Genomic DNA, 17677 nt, shown 5'->3' with positions numbered 1-17677 from the left:
CTTCTGTTTGGCTGGTTGGCTTCTGTTCGGCTGGTTGGCTTCTATTCGGCGAGTGGTGTGAGCATCCGTGGCTGCTGCCTGGCGGGCGGGATCTGGGGCTGCTGGGTGAGTCCGAAGGTCGTGAAGGCGGTTCGGCTCGGCAGTGGGTAGGGGTCTTTGCCTGTCAGGGAGTTGAGGATGCTCGCGCTGCGCCAGGCGGTGAGGCCGAGGTCGGGGGCGCCGATGCCGTGGGTGTGGCGTTCGCCGTTCTGGACGTGGACGGCTCCGCTGACGGAGGGGTCGAGGACGAGGCGGTGCTGGTCGTCGATGCGGGGGCGTTCGGAGGCGTCGCGGCGCATGTAGGGGTCGAGGCCGGCGAGGAGTCGGTCGAGGGGGCGTTCGCGGTAGCCGGTGGCGAGGATGACGGCGTCGGTGGTGATGCGGGAGCGGCTGGCCTGTTCGGCGTGTTCCAGGTGGAGTTCGACCTTGGTGGTGGCGATGCGGCCGGCGGTGCGGACGTGGACGCCGGGGGTGAGGACGGTGTCGGGCCAGCCGCCGTTCAGGGTGCGGCGGTAGAGCTCGTCGTGGATGGCGGCGATGGTGTCGGCGTCGATGCCTTTGTGGAGTTGCCATTGGGCGGGGACGAGCCGGTCGCGTACGGGTTCGGGCAGGGCGTGGAAGTAGCGCGTGTAGTCGGGTGTGAAGTGTTCGAGCCCGAGTTTTGAGTACTCCATGGGGGCGAAGGCCTCGGTGCGGGCGAGCCAGTGGATTTTTTCGCGGCCTGCGGGGCGGTTTCTGAGGAGGTCGAGGAAGACTTCGGCGCCTGACTGTCCTGAGCCGATGACGGTGATGTGTTCGGCGGTGAGGAAGCGTTCGCGGTGTGTGAGGTAGTCGGCGGCGTGGATGACGGGTACGCCGGGGGCTTCGACGAGGGGGCGGAGGGGTTCGGGGATGTAGGGGGCGGTGCCGATGCCGAGGGCGATGTTCTTGGTGTAGGTGCGGCCGAGGGCTTCGGCTTCGCCGTCGCTGTCGAGTTGGGTGAAGTCGACTTCGAAGACGTCGCGTTCGGGGTTCCAGCGGACGGCGTCGACCTGGTGGCCGAAGTGGAGTGCGGGGAGGCTGTCGCTGACCCAGCGGCAGTAGGCGGCGTATTCGGCGCGGTGGATGTGGAAGCGCTCGGCGAAGTAGAAGGGGAAGAGGCGGTCGCGGGCCTTGAGGTAGTTGAGGAAGGTCCAGGGGCTGGCGGGGTCGGCGAGGGTCACCAGGTCGGCGAGGAAGGGGACTTGGAGGGTGGTGCCTTCGATGAGGAGGCCGGGGTGCCATTCGAAGGTGGGGCGCTGTTCGTAGAAGGCGGTGTCGAGTTCGGCGAGGGGGTGGGCGAGGGCGGCGAGGGAGAGGTTGCTGGGGCCGATGCCGATGCCGACGAGGTCGCGGGGGGCTTCGGGCTCGTGGTGTACGGGGTGTGCGGGGGGTGTGGGTGACGTGGGGGGCGTCATCGCGGGGTGTGTCCTTCCACCAGTTTCAGGAGCGCGGCCAGGTCGCCGGGTCCGGTGTGCGGGTTGAGCAGAGTGGCTTTGAGCCAGAGGCGGTTGTCGAGGCGGGCGCGGCCGAGGACGGCCCGGCCTTCGGTGAGGAGCGTGCGGCGTACGGCGGCGACGGTGTCGTCGGTCGCGTCGGCGGGCCGGAACAGGACGGTGCTGATGGTGGGCCGGTCGTGGAGCTCGAAACGGGGGTGACGCTGGATGAGCTCGGCGAACTGGGCGGCCTGTTCGCAGACTTGGTCGACGAGGGCGCCGAGTCCGGTGCGGCCGAGGGTTTTGAGGGTGACGGCGATCTTGAGGATGTCGGGGCGTCGGGTGGTGCGAAGGGAGCGGCCGAGGAGGTCGGGGATGCCTGCTTCGGTGTCGTCGTCTGCGTTGAGGTAGTCGGCGTGGTGGGTGAGGGCTGCGAGGTCGTGGGGGTCGCGTACGGCGAGGAGTCCTGCGGCGACGGGCTGCCAGCCGAGTTTGTGCAGGTCGAGGGTGACGGTGTGGGCGCGGGCGAGGCCGTCGAGTTTGGGGCGGTGGCGGTCGGTGAAGAGGAGGCCTCCGCCGTAGGCGGCGTCGATGTGGAGGCGGGCGCCGTGGGTTTCGCAGAGGGCGGCGATGTCGGGGAGGGGGTCGATGAGGCCGGCGTCGGTGGTGCCCGCGGTGGCGGCGACCAGGAGGGAGCCGCGGGGGCCTTTGAGTGCGGTGAGGGCTTCGTTCAGTGCGGCGGGGTCCATGGTGCCTGCGGGGGCGGGCACGGTGACGGGTTCGGGGAGGCCGAGGAGCCAGGTGGCGCGGCGGAGGGAGTGGTGGGCGTTCTCGGCACAGACGAGCTGGGTGTGGCCGTGGCGTTCGCGGGCGAGGAGGAGGGCGAGTTGGTTGGACTCGGTGCCGCCTGTGGTGACGATGGCGTCGCTGTCTGTCCGGGTTTGGCCTGACTCCGCGTAGACCTCCCCGTAGACCTCGGCGGCGAGGGCCTTGGTGACGAGGGATTCGAGTTCTGAGGCGGCGGGGGCCTGGTCCCAGGAGTCGAGGGAGGGGTTGAGGGCGGAGGCGGCGAGGTCGGCGGCGGTGGCGACGGCGAGGGGTGGGCAGTGGAGGTGGGCGGCGCAGAGGGGGTCCGCGGGGTCTGCGGCGCCTGCTGCGAAGGCTTGGACGAGGGTGCGGAGGGCGTCTTCGTCGCCGTGGTTCGGGAGGGGGTCGCCGAGGGCTTCGCGGAGGCGGGCGGCGACCTCTTCGGGGCCGCCGGCGGGGAGGGGGCCGTCGCGGGTGGCTGCGCCTGCCTGTAGTGCTTCGAGGACGGTGGTGAGCAACGGTCGCAGGGTGTCTGGGCCTTGGGGGCCTGATGCGAGCGGGCTCATGGTTGTCCTCCGGGGCGCGGGGCGGGGACTTCCAGCGTGTCGGGGTTTGGGGTTGCGTGCGCCGAGAGTGCGGTGATCAGCACTCGAAAGGGGGTATTGGCGCTCCGCGCCGGGGTTGTGGGGACGTGCGGGTGGGTGGGGACGTGCGGGTGGGTGGAGACGTGCGGGTGGGTGGAGACGTGCGGGTGGGTGGGGGCTGGTCGCGCAGTTCCCCGCGCCCCTAAAAGACGGGCGGTTCGCCGCACCCGTGTAAGAAGGCGAGCCCCACGCGCCTGAAAGACAGGCGGTTGGCCGCGCCCCGGTAAGAAAGAGGCCCCGCGCCCCCGGGACAAAAGGGGCGCGGGGCCTGCCAGTCAGTTCTCTATGACTCTCGTACTCGCAACGCCCGTGCCAAGTCGTCCAGTTGGTCTGTGAGTTTGCGGCGGAGGGCGGGGATGGGGGTCGTTTCTGTCAGGCATTGTTCGCCTGCGCGGAGTGTTTCCGGGGTGATGGCGTAGGCCGGGAACGCCCAGCGGCCCGCCGCGTCGGCGATGGCGGGGCCTCGGCGGGCGGCTACGGCTGTCGCGTCGGTCCAGTAGAGGTCGACGTACTGGCGTACGAGGTCGGTCTGTTCGGGTTGCCAGAAGCCCTGGGCGGTGGCGATGAAGAGGTAGTTGGAGAGGTCGTCGGTGGTGAACATCGAGTCCCAGGCGGCGCGCTTGGCGACCGGGTCGGGGAGCGCGGCCCGGCAGCGGGCGGCGCCTTCCTGGCCGGTGGCGCTGGGGTCCTGGACGAGTTCGGTGTCGATGACGGCGTCGTCGATGGCGCCGAGGACGGCGAGGCGGCCGAGGATGCGCCAGCGCAGTTCGGGGTCGAGTTCGGGGCCGCCGGGGACGGTGCCTTCGGAGAACCAGGCGCTGATGGTGTCGGGCTGGGCGGCGACGTCGATGAGGTGGCGTACGGCGATGAGGCGCAGGCCGGGGTGGTCGCCGTCCTCGGTGCGGCGGACGAGGTCGCGGCACAGGGAGGTGAGGGTGGCGAGGGCGGTGGGCCGTTCGTGGGCGGGCAGGTAGCGGTTGGCGACCTGGGTGGTGGCGAAGGTGAGGACGCCTTGGACGACGGCGAGGTCGCGCTCTTCGGGGAGGTGGGCGCGGGCGGTGTCCAGGTAGGCGGCGGGGTCGAGGTCGCCGTCGCGGACCATGTCGCGCAGGGTGTTCCACAGGACGGCGCGGGTGAGGGCGTCGGGGACGCCGGAGATGCCGCGCAGGGCGGTCTCCTTGGACACGTCGTCGAGGCGGAGCTTGGTGTAGGTGAGGTCGTGGTCGTTGGGGACGACGAGGGCGGGGCGGGTGCCGGGGCGGGGCTCGGCGGCGGGCTGTTGGGGGACGTCCCTCTCGTACCGTTCGCGCAGGGTGAGTGTGCGGCCGTCGCTCAGGTCGCGGTCGTAGACGCCGATGGTGACGCGGTGGGGGCGGCTGCCGGCGCGGTCGAGGGCGAGGGTCCATTCGCCGGGTTCGGCGGTGACGGAGGCGGTGAGGGTGTCGACGCCGGTGGTGCGCAGCCAGGCGTCGGCCCAGGCGTGGACGTCGCGTTCGGTGGCCGCGGCGAGGGATTCGATGAAGTCGGCGAGGGTGGCGTTGGCGAACTTGTGGCGGGCGAAGTGGGTGTTGATGCCGGCGAGGAAGTCCTTCTCGCCGAGCCAGGCGACGAGTTGGCGCAGGGCGGAGGCGCCCTTGGCGTAGGAGATGCCGTCGAAGTTGAGCATCGCGGAGGCGGTGTCGGGGACGGCCTCGGGGTCGGGGGCGACGGGGTGGGTGGAGGGGCGCTGGTCGGCGTCGTAGCCCCAGGCCTTGCGGACGATGCCGAAGTCGGTCCAGGTGTCGGTGAATCGGGTCGCTTCGGTGAGGGTCTGGTAGCCCATGTACTCGGCGAAGGACTCGTTCAGCCAGATGTCGTCCCACCAGCGCAGGGTGACGAGGTCGCCGAACCACATGTGGGCCATTTCGTGGGCGATGACCATGGCGCGGGTCTGGCGTTCGGTGTCGGTGACGGCGGAGCGGTAGACGAACTCGTCGCGGAAGGTGACGAGTCCGGGGTTCTCCATGGCGCCGGCGTTGAACTCGGGGACGAACGCCTGGTCGTAGGAGTCGAAGGGGTAGGGCTCTTCGAACTTCTCGTGGTAGCGGTCGTAGCACTGGCGGGTGATCTCGAAGAGTTCGTCGGCGTCGGTGTCGAGGTGGGGGGCCAGTGAGCGGCGGCAGTGGATGCCGAAGGGCAGGCCGCGGTGTTCGGTGCGTACGGAGTGCCAGGGTCCGGCGGCGACGGCCACGAGGTAGGTGGAGATCAGTGGGGTGGCGGCGGCCCGCCAACTGCCGTCCTCCTGGCGCTCGGTGATGCCGTTGGCGAGGACGGTCCAGCCTTCGGGGGCCGTCGCGGTCAGTTCGAAGACAGCCTTGAGGTCGGGCTGGTCGAAGGCCGCGAAGACTCGCTGGACATCGTCCATGAACAGCTGCGTGTAGACGTACGTCTCGCCGTCGGTGGGGTCGGTGAAGCGGTGCATGCCCTCGCCGGTGCGGGAGTAGCGCATGGCGGTGTCGATGCGCAGTTCGTGCTCGCCGGCCGTGAGGTCCTTGAGCGGCAGCCGGTTCTCGTCCAGGGAGAGGGTGTCCAGGTCGAGGGGGTGGCCGTCGAGGGTGACGGAGCGCAGTTCGGCGGGCTTGAGCTCGACGAAGGTGTCCCCGTCCGCGCGGGTGGTGAAGCGGATGACGGTACGGGAGTCGAAGATCTCGTCGCCGCGCGTGAGATCGAGTTCGATCTGGTAGCGGTGGACGTCGAGGAGCTTGGCACGGGTCTGCGCTTCGTCGCGCGTCAGTACGGACATAGGTGCCATGCTGCCTGATGAGCGGGTTCCGGCACAGGGGCGCCCGGTCCGGGCGTCCGAGCGGGGTTACGTCCCCGGGCCCACGTAGCGTGCGGCGGGGGGCTGTTCCTTCACCAGGGCCCGGAGATCGCGTACTTCCCGTTCCAGTGACCGGTAGCGCTGGTGGGAGTCGTACAGGTAGCGGACCTTGATGCGCAGGGACCAGGGGTCGATGGGTTTCATGACGAGGTCGGCGACGCCCAGGCGGTAGGCGGTGGCGGTGAGTTCGGCGTCGGGGCCGAAGCCGGTGACCAGGATGATCGGGATGAGCTGGGTCTGCTCCACGCCTCGCATGTAGCGGACCACGTCGAGGCCGCTGACGCCGGGCATGCGGACGTCGAGGAGGAGCAGGCCGACGTGGCCGCGCAGGACTTCCTTCAGCGCGTCGTCGCCGCTGGTCGCCCGCGTCAGGTGGTAACCGAGCGGGGCCAGGGCGCTTTCCAGGGCGTAGAGCGTTTCCTCATGGTCGTCGACTATGAGGATCTTGGCATCCGGCGGCATGGAGCGAAGTCCCCTTCGCTTGGACGACAAGCGTATGGACAAGCGTATGACCGAACCGGCCGACAGGGAGTACGACAGGAAGTGCTTGTGCACTGACAAGGAGTACTCAGCGCAGGATGCCTCATTTCGGCGCGCAGGCCGAGAGGGCGGGCCGACTGCGGTGCGGGGTGTGGCGCCTGCCGGTAGGCGCTGCGGGGCATTCCCGGCTGTACGGCCATTCCCGGCCGCACGAGTCACCCCAGGCCTTAACGTTCAATACTGGCCGTACAGGTCACTCCTGGACGTACAGGTCGCTATTGGCCGTACAGGTCATTCCCCGCTTTCGGCGCTTTCGGCGCTGTCCGCGATGCTCTCGTGGTGGCGGATGACCTCGGCGATGATGAAGTTGAGGAGTTTCTCCGCGAACGCCGGGTCGAGTCTGGCGTTTTCGGCGAGGTCGCGCAGCCGGGCGATCTGCTGGGCCTCGCGGGACGGGTCGGCGGGCGGCAGCTGGTGGGCGGCCTTGAGGAGGCCGACCTGCTGCGTGCACTTGAAGCGTTCGGCGAGCATGTGGACGACGGCGGCGTCGATGTTGTCGATGCTCTCGCGCAGCCGGGCGAGTTCGGCGCGGACGGCCGGGTCGACGCCGTCCGCGTAGCCGGTGTTGCTGGTGGTCATGGAGGCCAACCCTACGTGGCGTGCCGCGGGTGATGCGCGGCCGCTCGGCCATCGTGCCTCTGAAGAGTGACGATCACCGTGTGCCCGGAGCGTCTCGGTCATCGCGTCCCTGCCGGAGGGGGCGATCACCGTGTTCCCGGGGAGTGGAGCATCGGCGGATCGTCGGGGTCGGGGACCTGGTTGCTCCAGCCGCCGGGGACCGTACGTCCCTGTTGGTCCCGGAAGCGCACGGGTGCCGTGCCGACGCGGCGGGTGAACAGGCGGGAGAAGTAGGCCGGGTCGTCGTAGCCGACGCGTCTGGCCACCGCGGCGACGGGGAGTTCGGTGGCGGCGAGGAGTTCCTTGGCGCGGCCGAGGCGGATGCCGAGGAGGTAGTCCTTGGGGCTGCAGCCGGCGCCGCGGCGGACGGCGGTGCGCAGTTCGGCGGGGGTCATGCCGTGCCGGGCGGCGTGGTCGGCGACGGAGAGCGGCTTGAAGGCGTCGCGGGCGAGGGCCTGGAGGACCGGTTCGCCGTCGGGGGCGGTGTCGGCGCGGGCGCGGCGCAGCGTGACGAGGAGTTCGTGGACGGCGGCGCTGGTCTCGACCTCCAGGAGGGGGTTGCCGCGGCGGGCGGCGCGGGCGATGCGGCCGACGGTGGCGCGGGCCGGGCCCGCGTCGGAGAGGGGCACGACGGGCCGGGCCGGTTCGATGTAGCCGAGTTCGGTGTACGTGTCGGTGGTGGGCCCGGTGAAGTCGACGAAGGCCTCGTCCCAGCCGGTCTCGGGGTCGGGCGCGTAGTGGTGGGGCACGCCGGGGGTGAGCCAGAGCAGGGCGGGCGCGGTGACGGCCGTGCACCGCCCGTCGACGGTACGGAACCAGCCGCGGCCTGCGCTGACCAGGACGGCCACGTGGTGGTCGAGGGTGCGGGGGCCGACGGTGGGCAGTGCCCCGTACTGGAGGCCGACGCCGAGGCAGACGAGACCGAGCTTGTGGTGAGCGGGTCCAGGGGAGAAGAACCGCATCCAGGTGTGGTACATCGGCCTTCCTCCCGTCCGGCTCACAGGCCTGCCGCGCGCGGGTCACGCGCTTGCCGTACGCGGGTCACGCGCTTGCCGTACGCCGGTCGCAGCTCATCGCGCGCCGGCCGCATATCGGTCGCACGCGCCCCGGAACGGGTGCCGCCACACGTCCCGGCGGGGCCGTCGCGCGTCTTGGGGCATCTCGCGCCGAGCCCGCCCCCGTCTGCCACGCCCGCCCCGCCCCGCACCGCACCGCACCGCACCGCACTGCACCGCACCGCCTGCCGCATCTGCTGCGTCCAATCACCGCCGATCTTTGTCCATGGACCCGGTCGCCGCCAGGGGTGAGGCTGGTGGTCATGACCGAGTTCACGGTGGGGGACACCGATTTTCTGCTGGCCGGGCGGCCGGTGCGGCTGCTGTCGGGGGCGCTGCACTATTTCCGGGTGCACGAGGGGCAGTGGGGGCACCGGCTGGCGATGCTGCGGGCGATGGGCCTCAACTGTGTGGAGACGTACGTCCCGTGGAATCTCCACGAGCCGCGTCCGGGCTCCTTCCGGGACGTCCCGGCGCTCGGCCGGTTCCTGGACGCGGCTCAGGGAGCCGGGCTGCGGGCGATCGTACGGCCGGGTCCGTACATCTGCGCCGAGTGGGAGAACGGCGGGCTGCCGCACTGGCTGACGGGCGAGTCGGGCGCTCGTGTGCGCACGCGTGACGAGCGGTTTCTGGGCCATGTGGAGCGCTGGTTCGTTCATCTGCTGCGCGAGATCGTGCCGCGGCAGTTCGACCGCGGCGGTCCGGTGCTGATGGTGCAGGTCGAGAACGAGTACGGCAGCTACGGCTCGGACCAGGTGTATCTGCGCAGGCTCGCCGACCTCCTGCGGGGCGGCGGGGTGAGGGTGCCGCTCTTCACGTCGGACGGCCCCGAGGACCACATGCTCACCGGCGGCTCGCTGCCCGGCGTCCTGGCCACCGTGAATTTCGGGTCGCACGCGCGCGTGGCCTTCGAGACGCTGCGCCGGCACCGGCCGACGGGTCCGCTGATGTGTGCGGAGTTCTGGTGCGGCTGGTTCGACCACTGGGGCGCCGAGCACGTCGTACGCGATCCCGGTGGCGCCTCCGACGTACTGCGGGAGATCCTGGAGTGCGGGGCCTCGGTCAACCTCTACATGGCGCACGGCGGTACGAATTTCGGGGGCTGGGCGGGTGCCAACCGGGGCGGCGGCGCGCCGGACGACGGATCGCTGCACGACGGAGCACTCCACGACGGAGCACTCCACGACGGCGCGCTGCACGAAGGGACGCCGCACGACGGGACGCTGGAGCCGGACGTGACGTCGTACGACTACGACGCGCCGATCGACGAGTACGGGCGCCCCACGGAGAAGTTCTGGCGGTTCCGGTCGCTTCTCGCCGCGTACACGGACACGCCGCTGCCCGAACTGCCGTCCGCACCGGCCTCGTTGGGCTCCCCCGCCACGGTGGACCTCACTGGATGGGCGTCCCTGTCCGCCGTGCTCGACGCGCTCGGCGGGCCCGAGACCGAGCACCCCGTGCCGCCCGCCTTCGAGGAACTGGACGTCGACCGGGGGCTCGTCCGCTACACGGTCGACGTTCCGGGCCCGCGTCGCCCGTACCCGCTGACCGTGCGCGGGCTACGGGATCTGGCGACGGTGTACGTCGACGGACAGCCGGCCGGAGTACTCACCGAGGACGAGCCCCGGCTCAAGGATCCCGTCGCCGGTCCCGCGCGCGTGGACCTGTGGGTGGAGTCGCTGGGCCGGGTCAACTACGGCCCGCGCGCCGGGGAGACGAAGGGCATCACGGGCGGCGTACTGCACGAACGGCAGTATCTGCACGGGGTGCGGGCACGGGCGCTGCGTCTCGACGCGTTCGACGCCGGTGTGGAGCGGGTGCCGTTCGGGGCACTTCCCGCAACCCCCGGTACCCCGGGCGCTCCCGGTGCCCCGGGTCTGTACCGCGGCACGGTCACGGTACGCGGCGCCGGGGACGCCTGCCTCGAACTCCCCGGCTGGACCAGGGGGTTCGCGTGGATCAACGGCTTCAACCTGGGCCGGTACTGGTCCGTCGGCCCGCAACGGTCCCTGTACGTCCCCGGACCGGTACTGCGGGAGGGCGCCAATGAGGTGTGGCTACTGGAATTCGGGGAGGTGTCCCGGGAGGCGTCCGGGCCCCTGGTGCTGCGGGGCGTGGACGATACGGGCGAGGGGTTCGCGGATCCAGGAGTGGGTTGCTGAGAAGCAAAAAGCGGCCCGACCGCTGACTTTGCACATCCTGTGGTGATGGTGATGGTGATGGTGATGGTGATTGGCGAGACGTTCTTTTCGGGTACACGGATTTGACCGACCGGGCGTCAGCCCTTTGCCGCGGCTCGCAGAATGAGCCGGGCGATCGTTTCCGGGTGCGTCACGAGCGACAGATGGCCGGAGTCGACCTCGACGGTCGTCGCGTTCATGCGCTGAGTCATGAAGCGCTCAAGGCCGGGGTCGATGGTGCGGTCGTTCTTCGAGACCGCGTACCACGACGGCTTCTGGTGCCAGGCTGCGACGGTCGTGGTGGGCGGAGCGGTCGAGAGCAGCCCCTGGGCCGCGTAGAGCACGAGGGCCTCCTTTCGGGGCGAGCCCTGCCTCGGAGATGACGGTTGCGGCTCCCGCGCCCAGCGCGGAAAATCGACGACGGCTGATTTCCATTATTACGGTCCCTTGCTTGTTCGTGACACTTGTGTGGAGTATTTCGTTACCGTCGCGCACGGCAGGAACATTTTGACGCGCGCGTGACGAATTCATTGCTATTCACGCCTGGATTGGAACCATTTCATGGTGACGGCATTGAATCCGGACGACGGGTAGGCGCCCGTTCGGCGCCCAGAAGCGCGCACGGAAGAGCGCACGGAAGAGCGCACGGAAGAGCACGCATCAGAGCGCGCAGAGGTATGAGGATCCGCTCGCGTCCCCTTAGAGTGGAAGGGGTTTCGGGCCTCTATGGGGGTACGGGCGTGACGAACGGCGGTCCGGTCGAGCACGGCTTCCCGCATCTGGACACGGTGCGGGCGGCGATCACCGCGCTGTACAAACGGCTTTCGTACGACACCATCCACACCTTCGCCACCAGCGTGGCCCCGGCCGACGTGGCGTTCTGCGACACGGACGATCTCCACCTGGGCGCCCAGCGGGTCGCCCACGAGCTGGTACGGCACTTCCGTCTCCCGGACGCCCGCATGATCGTGAGCTTCCGAGAGATGGAGCACGCGGCGAACGTCGAGCTCGCCGCGGGCCCCGAGTACTTCATCGAGCTGAACGACCGCTTCCGCACCCACCGCAGGGACATCGGCGCGGCGCTCGCGCACGAGGTGATGCACGTCTATCTGCACCGCCTGGACCTGTCGTTCCCGGGCACGCGCGACAACGAGATCCTCACGGACACGGCGACGACGTATCTCGGCGCGGGCTGGCTGCTGCTCGACGCGTACCGGGAGGACGCGGCGTCCTCGCAGAAACTGGGCTATCTGACGCCGGAGGAGTTCGGGTACGTGCTGGCCAAGCGGTCGTTGGTCTTCGGTGAGGACCCGGCGACCTGGTTCACCAGCGCGCAGGCGTACACCGCGTACACGAAGGGCATGACGCGGGCCCGTCACGACGAGCGGCAGCCGCCGCTGACCGCGGCGGGGTGGGCGGGGCGGCGGCGCTACGCGAAGGACCGGCGTCATGCGCAGAACCACGTGGTCGCGGCCGTTCGGGCCGACGCGCCGTATGCCTTCACGCCGGACGCGCCGAACGCGCCGGACGGGCGCGGGTCACTGCGGGTCTCGTTTCCCTGTCCGACGTGTCATCAGCGGATTCGGGTGCCGGTGCGGGGGCGGGTTCGGGCGCGGTGTGGGTTGTGTCGGACTGTTCTGGAGTGCGATACGTAAATGTAGATGTGGATGAGGGTGTTGGGTCGTGGGGACGGTGCGGGTGCGTTGTGGCTGGTCGCGCCCACGATGGGGTCCCCCCGTTCCTGGCGCGCCCCCTCCTACGTGTCGTACGCCGATCGCACTACCGCGCTCCGTACACCGGCTGGGGCGTCGCCGCCTCCGCGAGGAGTTTGAGTGCGGTGTCCCCGGCCTCGGCGGGGGTCCATCGCGCCCCCTTGTCGGCGCTCGGGCCGGGCCGCCAGCCCTCCATGACCGTGATGCGGCCGCCCTCGGTCTCGAAGACCCGGCCGGTGACGCCGGCGCTCGCGGCGGAGCCGAGCCAGACGACGAGCGGCGACACGTTCCCGGGCGCCATCGCGTCGAACCCGCTGTCGGGTGCCGTCATCGTCTCGGCGAAGGTGCCCTCGGTCATCCGGGTCCGCGCGGCCGGCGCGATGGCGTTGACCTGTACTCCGTAGCGCCCCATCTCGGCGGCGGCCACCAGTGTCAGCCCCACGATCCCGGCCTTGGCGGCGCTGTAGTTCCCCTGCCCGACGGACCCCAACAGGCCCGCTCCGGAACTGGTGTTGACGACCCGCGCCCGCGGCGCACGCCCCGCCTTCGCCTCCGCCCGCCAGTGTGCGGCAGCGTGCTTCAGCGGCAGGAAGTGGCCCTTCAGATGGACGCGCATGACGGCGTCCCAGTCGTCCTCGTCGAGGTTCACGAGCATCCGGTCGCGCAGGAACCCGGCGTTGTTGACGAGCGTGTCGAGCCGCCCGAAGGCGTCCACCGCCGTACGTACGAGGGACGCGGCGCCCTCGGTCGTGGCGATGTCCCCGCCGTGGGCCACCGCCTCGCCGCCCGCCGCCGTGATCTCCTCGACGACCTGCCGGGCCGGGCTGTCGGGGCCGGGCGAACCGTCGAGCCCGACGCCCAGGTCGTTGACGACGAGGCGTGCCCCCTCCGCCGCGAAGGCGAGCGCGTGCGCCCGTCCGAGCCCGCGTCCCGCGCCCGTGACGATCACGACCCGCCCGTCGCAGATTCCGGTGCCTGCAGTCATCCCGTCTCTCCTCCCTCTTTTTCCTCGTTGACCTTCTGCTCGTTGACCTTCTCCTCGCTGGCCTTCTGCTCGTTGACCTTCGCCTCGCTGGCCTTCTCCTCGCTGGCCTTCTCCTCGCTGGCCCTCTGCTCGCTGGCCTTCTCCTTGTTGACGTTCGCCGCGTCCAGGAAGGCAGGCCGCTCGCCCCCGCCGTGCACGAGGAGACCGGCCCCGGTGACGTACGCGGCGGCGTCCGACGCGAGGAAGACGGCCGCCCTGCCGACGTCCAGGGGCTCGGCGAGCCGCCCCATGGGGACGGTGCGGAAGACGGCCGCGATACCGTCCTCGTCCCCGTAGTAGAGGTGGGACAGCTCGGTGCGGACCATCCCGACGACGAGGGTGTTCACCCGCACGTCCGGCGCCCACTCCACGGCCATCGAGCGCGCCAGGTTCTCCAGGCCCGCCTTGGCCGCCCCGTAGGCCGCCGAGCCGGGCGAGGGCCGTGTCCCGCTGACGCTGCCGATCATCACGACGGAGCCCCGCGCACGCCTCAACTGCTCGTACGCCGCCAGGGACGCCGTCAGCGGTGCGACGAGGTTGAGCTCGATCACGCGCGCGTGCCGCTCGGCGTCCGTCTCCGCGAGCAGCCGGTGGGGGGCGCCGCCCGCGTTGTTGACCAGGACGTCGACGCGGGGCAACCCGTCGAAGAAGGCGCGCACGGCCGGTGGGTCCCGCAGGTCGAGGGGGACGAACTCGACGCCCTCGACCGGCACTTCGGGCGGTCTGCGCGCACAGACGACGACCTCGGCGCCCGCCTCCACGAACGCACGCGCGATCCCGGCGCCCACGCCCCGGGTACCGCCCGTGACCACCACGAGCCGTCTACCGGACCTCTCGTCCGACGGCCCTTCCGGCGGCCCTTCCGGCGGCCTGCCTGACGGCTCGTCCGACGACCTGTCCGACGGCTTGTCCACAGGGCCTCCCACTCGTCGGTGTTCGCTGTTACCTTCACCACTGGCGCACCTAACAAATGTTTGGTCGAAAGGTAGCTGATGAGCTGATGGGTGTCTCCACCTCGTCCCCGGAAAAGGGGATTTCCGTCGTCACGGTCGACTTCCCGCCCGTGAACGCGCTGCCGGTGCGCGGCTGGTTCGAGCTGGCCGACGCCCTGCGCGCGGCGGGCCGCGACGCCGAGGTCCGCTGTGTGGTGCTGGCCGCCGAGGGGCGGGGGTTCAACGCGGGCGTGGACATCAAGGAGATACAGACCCAGGGCGGCAGCGCCCTGCTCGGCGCCAACCGCGGCTGCGCCGACGCCTTCGCCGCGGTGTACGAGTGCGAGGTGCCCGTGGTGGCGGAGGTGCACGGCTTCTGTCTGGGCGGCGGCATAGGCCTGGTGGGCAACGCGGACGCGATCGTGGCGAGCGAGGACGCGACCTTCGGCCTGCCCGAGCTGGACCGGGGTGCCCTGGGCGCGGCCACCCACCTGGCCCGGCTGGTGCCGCAGCACCTGATGCGCGCGCTGTACTACACGTCGCGTTCGGCGACGGCTGCCGAGCTGCACCGGTACGGGTCGGTGTGGCGGGTCGTGCCGCGCGACGAACTGCGTGCCGCGGCAATGGAGTTGGCCGGTCAGATCGCGAGCAAGGACGGACAGCTGATCCGGCTGGCCAAGGCCGCGATCAACGGCATCGACCCCGTCGACGTACGCCGCAGCTACCGCTTCGAGCAGGGCTTCACGTTCGAGGCAAACCTCGCGGGGGTGGGCGACCGGGTCCGGGACACGTTCGGAAGGAATCAGGAAGTCGGAAGAAACCAGGAAGCCGAAGGGAATCAGGAGGCCGAAAGGAATCGGGAAGCCGAAGGGAATCGGGAAGCCGAAGGGAATCGGGAAGCCGAAGGGGATCGGGAAGCCGGAAGGAATCAGGAAGCCGAAGGGGATCGGGAAGCCGGAAGGAATCAGGAAGTCGGCAGGGATCAGAAAGGAGGGGGCGCAGGTGAGTGACAAGACGATGACGGCCGACGAGGTCGCCTCCCGGCTCCGGAGCGGGATGACCCTCGGCATCGGCGGATGGGGCTCGCGCCGCAAACCGATGGCCCTGGTGAGAGCGCTGCTCCGCTCCCAGATCACCGACCTCACGATCGTGTCGTACGGCGGCCCGGACGTCGGGATGCTCGCCGCCGCGGGGCGGATCCGCAAGCTCGTCGCGGCCTTCGTGACGCTCGACTCGATCCCTCTGGAGCCGCATTTCCGTGCGGCCCGTCAGAGCGGGGCCTTCGAGCTGATGGAGGTCGACGAGGCGATGTTCATGTGGGGGCTGCACGCCGCCGCGAACCGGCTGCCCTTCCTGCCGGTCCGGGCCGGCCTCGGCTCGGACGTGATGCGGGTCAACCCCGGTCTGCGGACGGTCACTTCACCGTACGAGGACCCATCGACCGGGATCCGGGAGACCTTCGTCGCCATGCCCGCCCTGCGTATGGACGCGGCGCTGGTCCACGTCAACCGCGCGGACCGGTCGGGCAACGGCCAGTATCTGGGCCCGGATCCGTACTTCGACGACCTCTTCTGCGAGGCCGCGGACGATGCGTACGTCTCCTGCGAGCGGCTGGTGGACCGTTTCGACGACGCGGTGCCGCAGACCCTCCTCGTCAACCGGCACTCGGTCACGGGAGTCGTCGAGACGCCGAGCGGCACACACCCCACCTCCTGCGTCCCCGACCACGACCGCGACGAGCCCTTCCAGAAGCTGTACGCGACGACGCCGTGGCCGGAGTTCACCGAGCGGTTCCTGTACGGGGACGAGAAGGCCTACCAGTCGGCCGTACAGGCCTGGCACGAGGAGCGACGATGACGGACGCGACCCGCCCTCCCCTCCTCCCACCCGCCCGCACCCCACTCGTCCCGCCCACCCGTACGCCGCTTCTCCCGCCCACCCGCGCCGAGTACTGCGTGATCGCCTGTGCCGAGGCCTGGCGGGACAACGGCGAGGTGCTCGCCAGCCCGATGGGTGCCGTGCCATCCGTCGGCGCCCGGCTCGCCCGGCGGACCTTCGCACCGGAGCTCCTGCTCACCGACGGCGAGGCGATGCTGGTCGGCCCGGACGGCACACCCGAAGGCTGGCTTCCGTACCGCAGGCATCTCACGATGGTCACCGGCGGACGTCGGCACGTGATGATGGGCGCGAGCCAGATAGACCGCTTCGGCAACCAGAACATCTCGTGCATCGGCGACTGGGAGCGGCCCGCCCGGCAGTTGCTCGGGGTGCGGGGCGCGCCCGTCAACACCCTGAACAACCCGGTGAGTTACTGGGTGCCCAAGCACTCGACGCGGGTCTTCGTCGAGAAGGTCGACATGATCTGCGGGGTGGGGTACGACAGCGCCGCGGCGGCCGGTCCCACGGCGGCCCGCTACCACCGCATCCCCCGGGTCGTGTCGAACCTGGGAGTGTTCGACTTCGCGACCCCGGACCGGTCGATGCGCCTCGCCTCCCTGCATCCGGGGGTGACGGTGGAGGAGGTCCTGGCGGCGACCCGGTTCGAGCCGACGATTCCCGACGAGGTCCCGTACACCCGCGAACCCACCGCGGCGGAGCTGGAGTTGATCCGCGAGGTCATCGACCCGCAGGGGCTGCGCGACCGTGAAGTCCCCGACCCACAGGGGCTGCGCGACCGTGAGGTGCCGGGCTGATGGAGACGGCGCTCACGAAGCTGGTCGGTGTCCGGCACCCGATCGTGCAGACCGGGATGGGCTGGGTGGCGGGCCCGCGCCTGGTCTCCGCCTCGGCGAACGCGGGAGCACTGGGCATCCTGGCGTCGGCGACGATGACGCTCGACCAGCTGCGGGAAGCCGTGCGCGAGGTCAGGTCCCGCACGGACGCGCCGTTCGGTGTGAACCTGCGCGCGGACGCGGGGGACGCACGCGACCGCGTCCGCCTGATCGTCGAGGAGGACGTGAAGGTCGCCTCCTTCGCGCTCGCCCCCTCCCGCGAGCTGATCGCCGAGCTCAAGGACGCGGGGGTCGTCGTCATCCCCTCCATCGGGGCCCGTCGCCATGCCGAGAAGGTCGCGGCCTGGGGTGCGGACGCGGTGATCGTGCAGGGCGGGGAGGGCGGCGGCCACACCGGCGAGGTGGCGACCACCGTTCTCCTCCCCCAGGTCGTGGACGCGGTCGACATACCGGTGGTCGCGGCGGGCGGCTTCTTCGACGGCCGGGGCCTGGTCGCGGCACTCGCGTACGGCGCGGCGGGCATCGCCATGGGCACCCGTTTCCTGCTCACCTCCGACTCCACGGTCCCGGACGCGGTGAAGGCGGAGTACCTCGCGGCCACGGTGAAGGACGTGACGGTGACGACAGCCGTGGACGGCCTCCCCCACCGCATGCTCCGCACCGACCTGGTCACCTCCCTTGAGGAGGCGGGCCGTACGAGAACCCTGACCCGGGCGGTCCGCCGGGCCGCCGGCTTCCGCAGACTCTCGGGCCTCACCTGGCCCCAGCTGATCCGCGACGGCCTGGCGATGAAGCACGGCAAGAACCTGTCGTGGAGCCAGGTCCTCCTGGCCGCGAACACCCCCATGCTCCTGCGAGCATCGATGGTCGAGGGCCGCACGGACCTGGGGGTGATGGCGTCGGGTCAGGTGGCGGGTCTGATCGAGGACCTTCCCTCATGCGCGGAGCTGGTGGAAAGGACGATGGCCGAGGCACGCGATGCACTGGTGAAGGTCACGGCAACGATGGCGCCCCCTCAGGGGCGCGGGGAACTGCTCGACAAGCCCCCACTGCCCGCACACGAACGAACAACCTGATCAA

At 70.5% G+C, this 17677-nt stretch carries 13 protein-coding genes and 2 pseudogenes; 6 read left to right on the top strand and 9 right to left on the bottom strand.

Going from position 1 to position 17677, the window contains the following annotated elements; genetic code table 11:
- Positions 1-41: 41 nt before the first annotated feature.
- From OHA11_RS35460 to OHA11_RS35435, 6 genes are all read right to left on the bottom strand, one after another.
- Entirely contained in the window at positions 42-1475 is a 1434-nt protein-coding gene (locus tag OHA11_RS35460) for a lysine N(6)-hydroxylase/L-ornithine N(5)-oxygenase family protein (protein WP_266503293.1), read from the bottom strand.
- Positions 1472-2866 (bottom strand): aminotransferase class V-fold PLP-dependent enzyme, encoded by a 1395-nt coding sequence (locus OHA11_RS35455; protein ID WP_266503291.1) that lies wholly within the window; start codon positions 2864-2866, stop codon positions 1472-1474. The genes OHA11_RS35460 and OHA11_RS35455 overlap by 4 nt, the downstream gene beginning before the upstream one ends.
- Positions 2867-3227: 361 nt before the next feature.
- Positions 3228-5735: an aminopeptidase N gene (gene pepN, locus OHA11_RS35450; RefSeq protein ID WP_266503290.1), complete on the bottom strand. Its 2508-nt coding sequence runs from the start codon at positions 5733-5735 to the stop codon at positions 3228-3230.
- A 57-nt stretch (positions 5736-5792) separates the two neighbouring features.
- The gene (locus OHA11_RS35445) at positions 5793-6266 is read right to left on the bottom strand and encodes a two-component system response regulator (protein WP_266503289.1); all 474 of its coding nucleotides are present in this window, start codon (positions 6264-6266) and stop codon (positions 5793-5795) included.
- 309 nt (positions 6267-6575) lie between these two features.
- On the bottom strand, positions 6576-6923 hold the full coding sequence (locus OHA11_RS35440; protein WP_266503288.1) for a chorismate mutase: 348 nt from the start codon (positions 6921-6923) through the stop codon (positions 6576-6578).
- Between the two features lie 125 nt (positions 6924-7048).
- Positions 7049-7939 carry an AraC family transcriptional regulator gene (locus OHA11_RS35435; RefSeq protein WP_266503286.1) on the bottom strand — a complete coding sequence of 297 codons (891 nt, stop codon included), beginning with the start codon at positions 7937-7939 and terminating at the stop codon, positions 7049-7051.
- Between the two features lie 341 nt (positions 7940-8280).
- On the opposite strand from OHA11_RS35435, the gene OHA11_RS35430 reads away from it, so the two are divergent.
- Positions 8281-10179: a beta-galactosidase family protein gene (locus tag OHA11_RS35430; protein ID WP_266503284.1), complete on the top strand. Its 1899-nt coding sequence runs from the start codon at positions 8281-8283 to the stop codon at positions 10177-10179.
- Positions 10180-10295: 116 nt separating this feature from the next.
- Here OHA11_RS35430 and OHA11_RS35425 read toward each other — a convergent pair.
- Positions 10296-10595, bottom strand: a pseudogene (locus tag OHA11_RS35425) (alpha/beta fold hydrolase); the annotation flags it as partial.
- A 342-nt stretch (positions 10596-10937) separates the two neighbouring features.
- Between OHA11_RS35425 and OHA11_RS35420 the strand changes: the two are divergent.
- Positions 10938-11852: a hypothetical protein gene (locus OHA11_RS35420; protein ID WP_266503281.1), complete on the top strand. Its 915-nt coding sequence runs from the start codon at positions 10938-10940 to the stop codon at positions 11850-11852.
- Between the two features lie 124 nt (positions 11853-11976).
- On the opposite strand, the gene OHA11_RS35415 is transcribed toward OHA11_RS35420, so the two are convergent.
- Together OHA11_RS35415 and OHA11_RS35410 are read right to left on the bottom strand one after the other, a co-directional pair.
- Complete coding sequence (locus tag OHA11_RS35415) at positions 11977-12894, bottom strand: SDR family oxidoreductase (RefSeq protein WP_266503279.1); 918 nt, start codon at positions 12892-12894, stop codon at positions 11977-11979.
- Positions 12891-13748, bottom strand: a complete 858-nt coding sequence (locus OHA11_RS35410) for an SDR family oxidoreductase (RefSeq protein ID WP_266507673.1) — start codon at positions 13746-13748, stop codon at positions 12891-12893. Before OHA11_RS35410 ends, OHA11_RS35415 begins: the two co-directional genes overlap by 4 nt.
- A gap of 185 nt (positions 13749-13933) precedes the next feature.
- Here OHA11_RS35410 and OHA11_RS35405 point away from each other — a divergent pair.
- From OHA11_RS35405 to OHA11_RS35390, 4 genes and pseudogenes are all read left to right on the top strand, one after another.
- Positions 13934-14665: pseudogene (locus OHA11_RS35405) on the top strand (enoyl-CoA hydratase family protein); the annotation flags it as partial.
- 202 nt (positions 14666-14867) lie between these two features.
- Positions 14868-15722: a CoA transferase subunit A gene (locus tag OHA11_RS35400; protein WP_266503277.1), complete on the top strand. Its 855-nt coding sequence runs from the start codon at positions 14868-14870 to the stop codon at positions 15720-15722.
- Positions 15719-16558: a CoA-transferase subunit beta gene (locus OHA11_RS35395; protein ID WP_266503276.1), complete on the top strand. Its 840-nt coding sequence runs from the start codon at positions 15719-15721 to the stop codon at positions 16556-16558. Before OHA11_RS35400 ends, OHA11_RS35395 begins: the two co-directional genes overlap by 4 nt.
- Complete coding sequence (locus tag OHA11_RS35390; protein WP_266503274.1) at positions 16558-17673, top strand: nitronate monooxygenase family protein; 1116 nt, start codon at positions 16558-16560, stop codon at positions 17671-17673. Before OHA11_RS35395 ends, OHA11_RS35390 begins: the two co-directional genes overlap by 1 nt.
- The last annotated feature ends 4 nt before the right edge of the window (positions 17674-17677 follow it).

Origin of the sequence: Streptomyces sp. NBC_00878 (assembly GCF_026341515.1) — a bacterium.
Lineage (GTDB): Bacteria > Actinomycetota > Actinomycetes > Streptomycetales > Streptomycetaceae > Streptomyces.
Note: the sequence above shows the minus strand (reverse complement) of the source record. Positions and strands in the feature narration are given on the sequence as shown.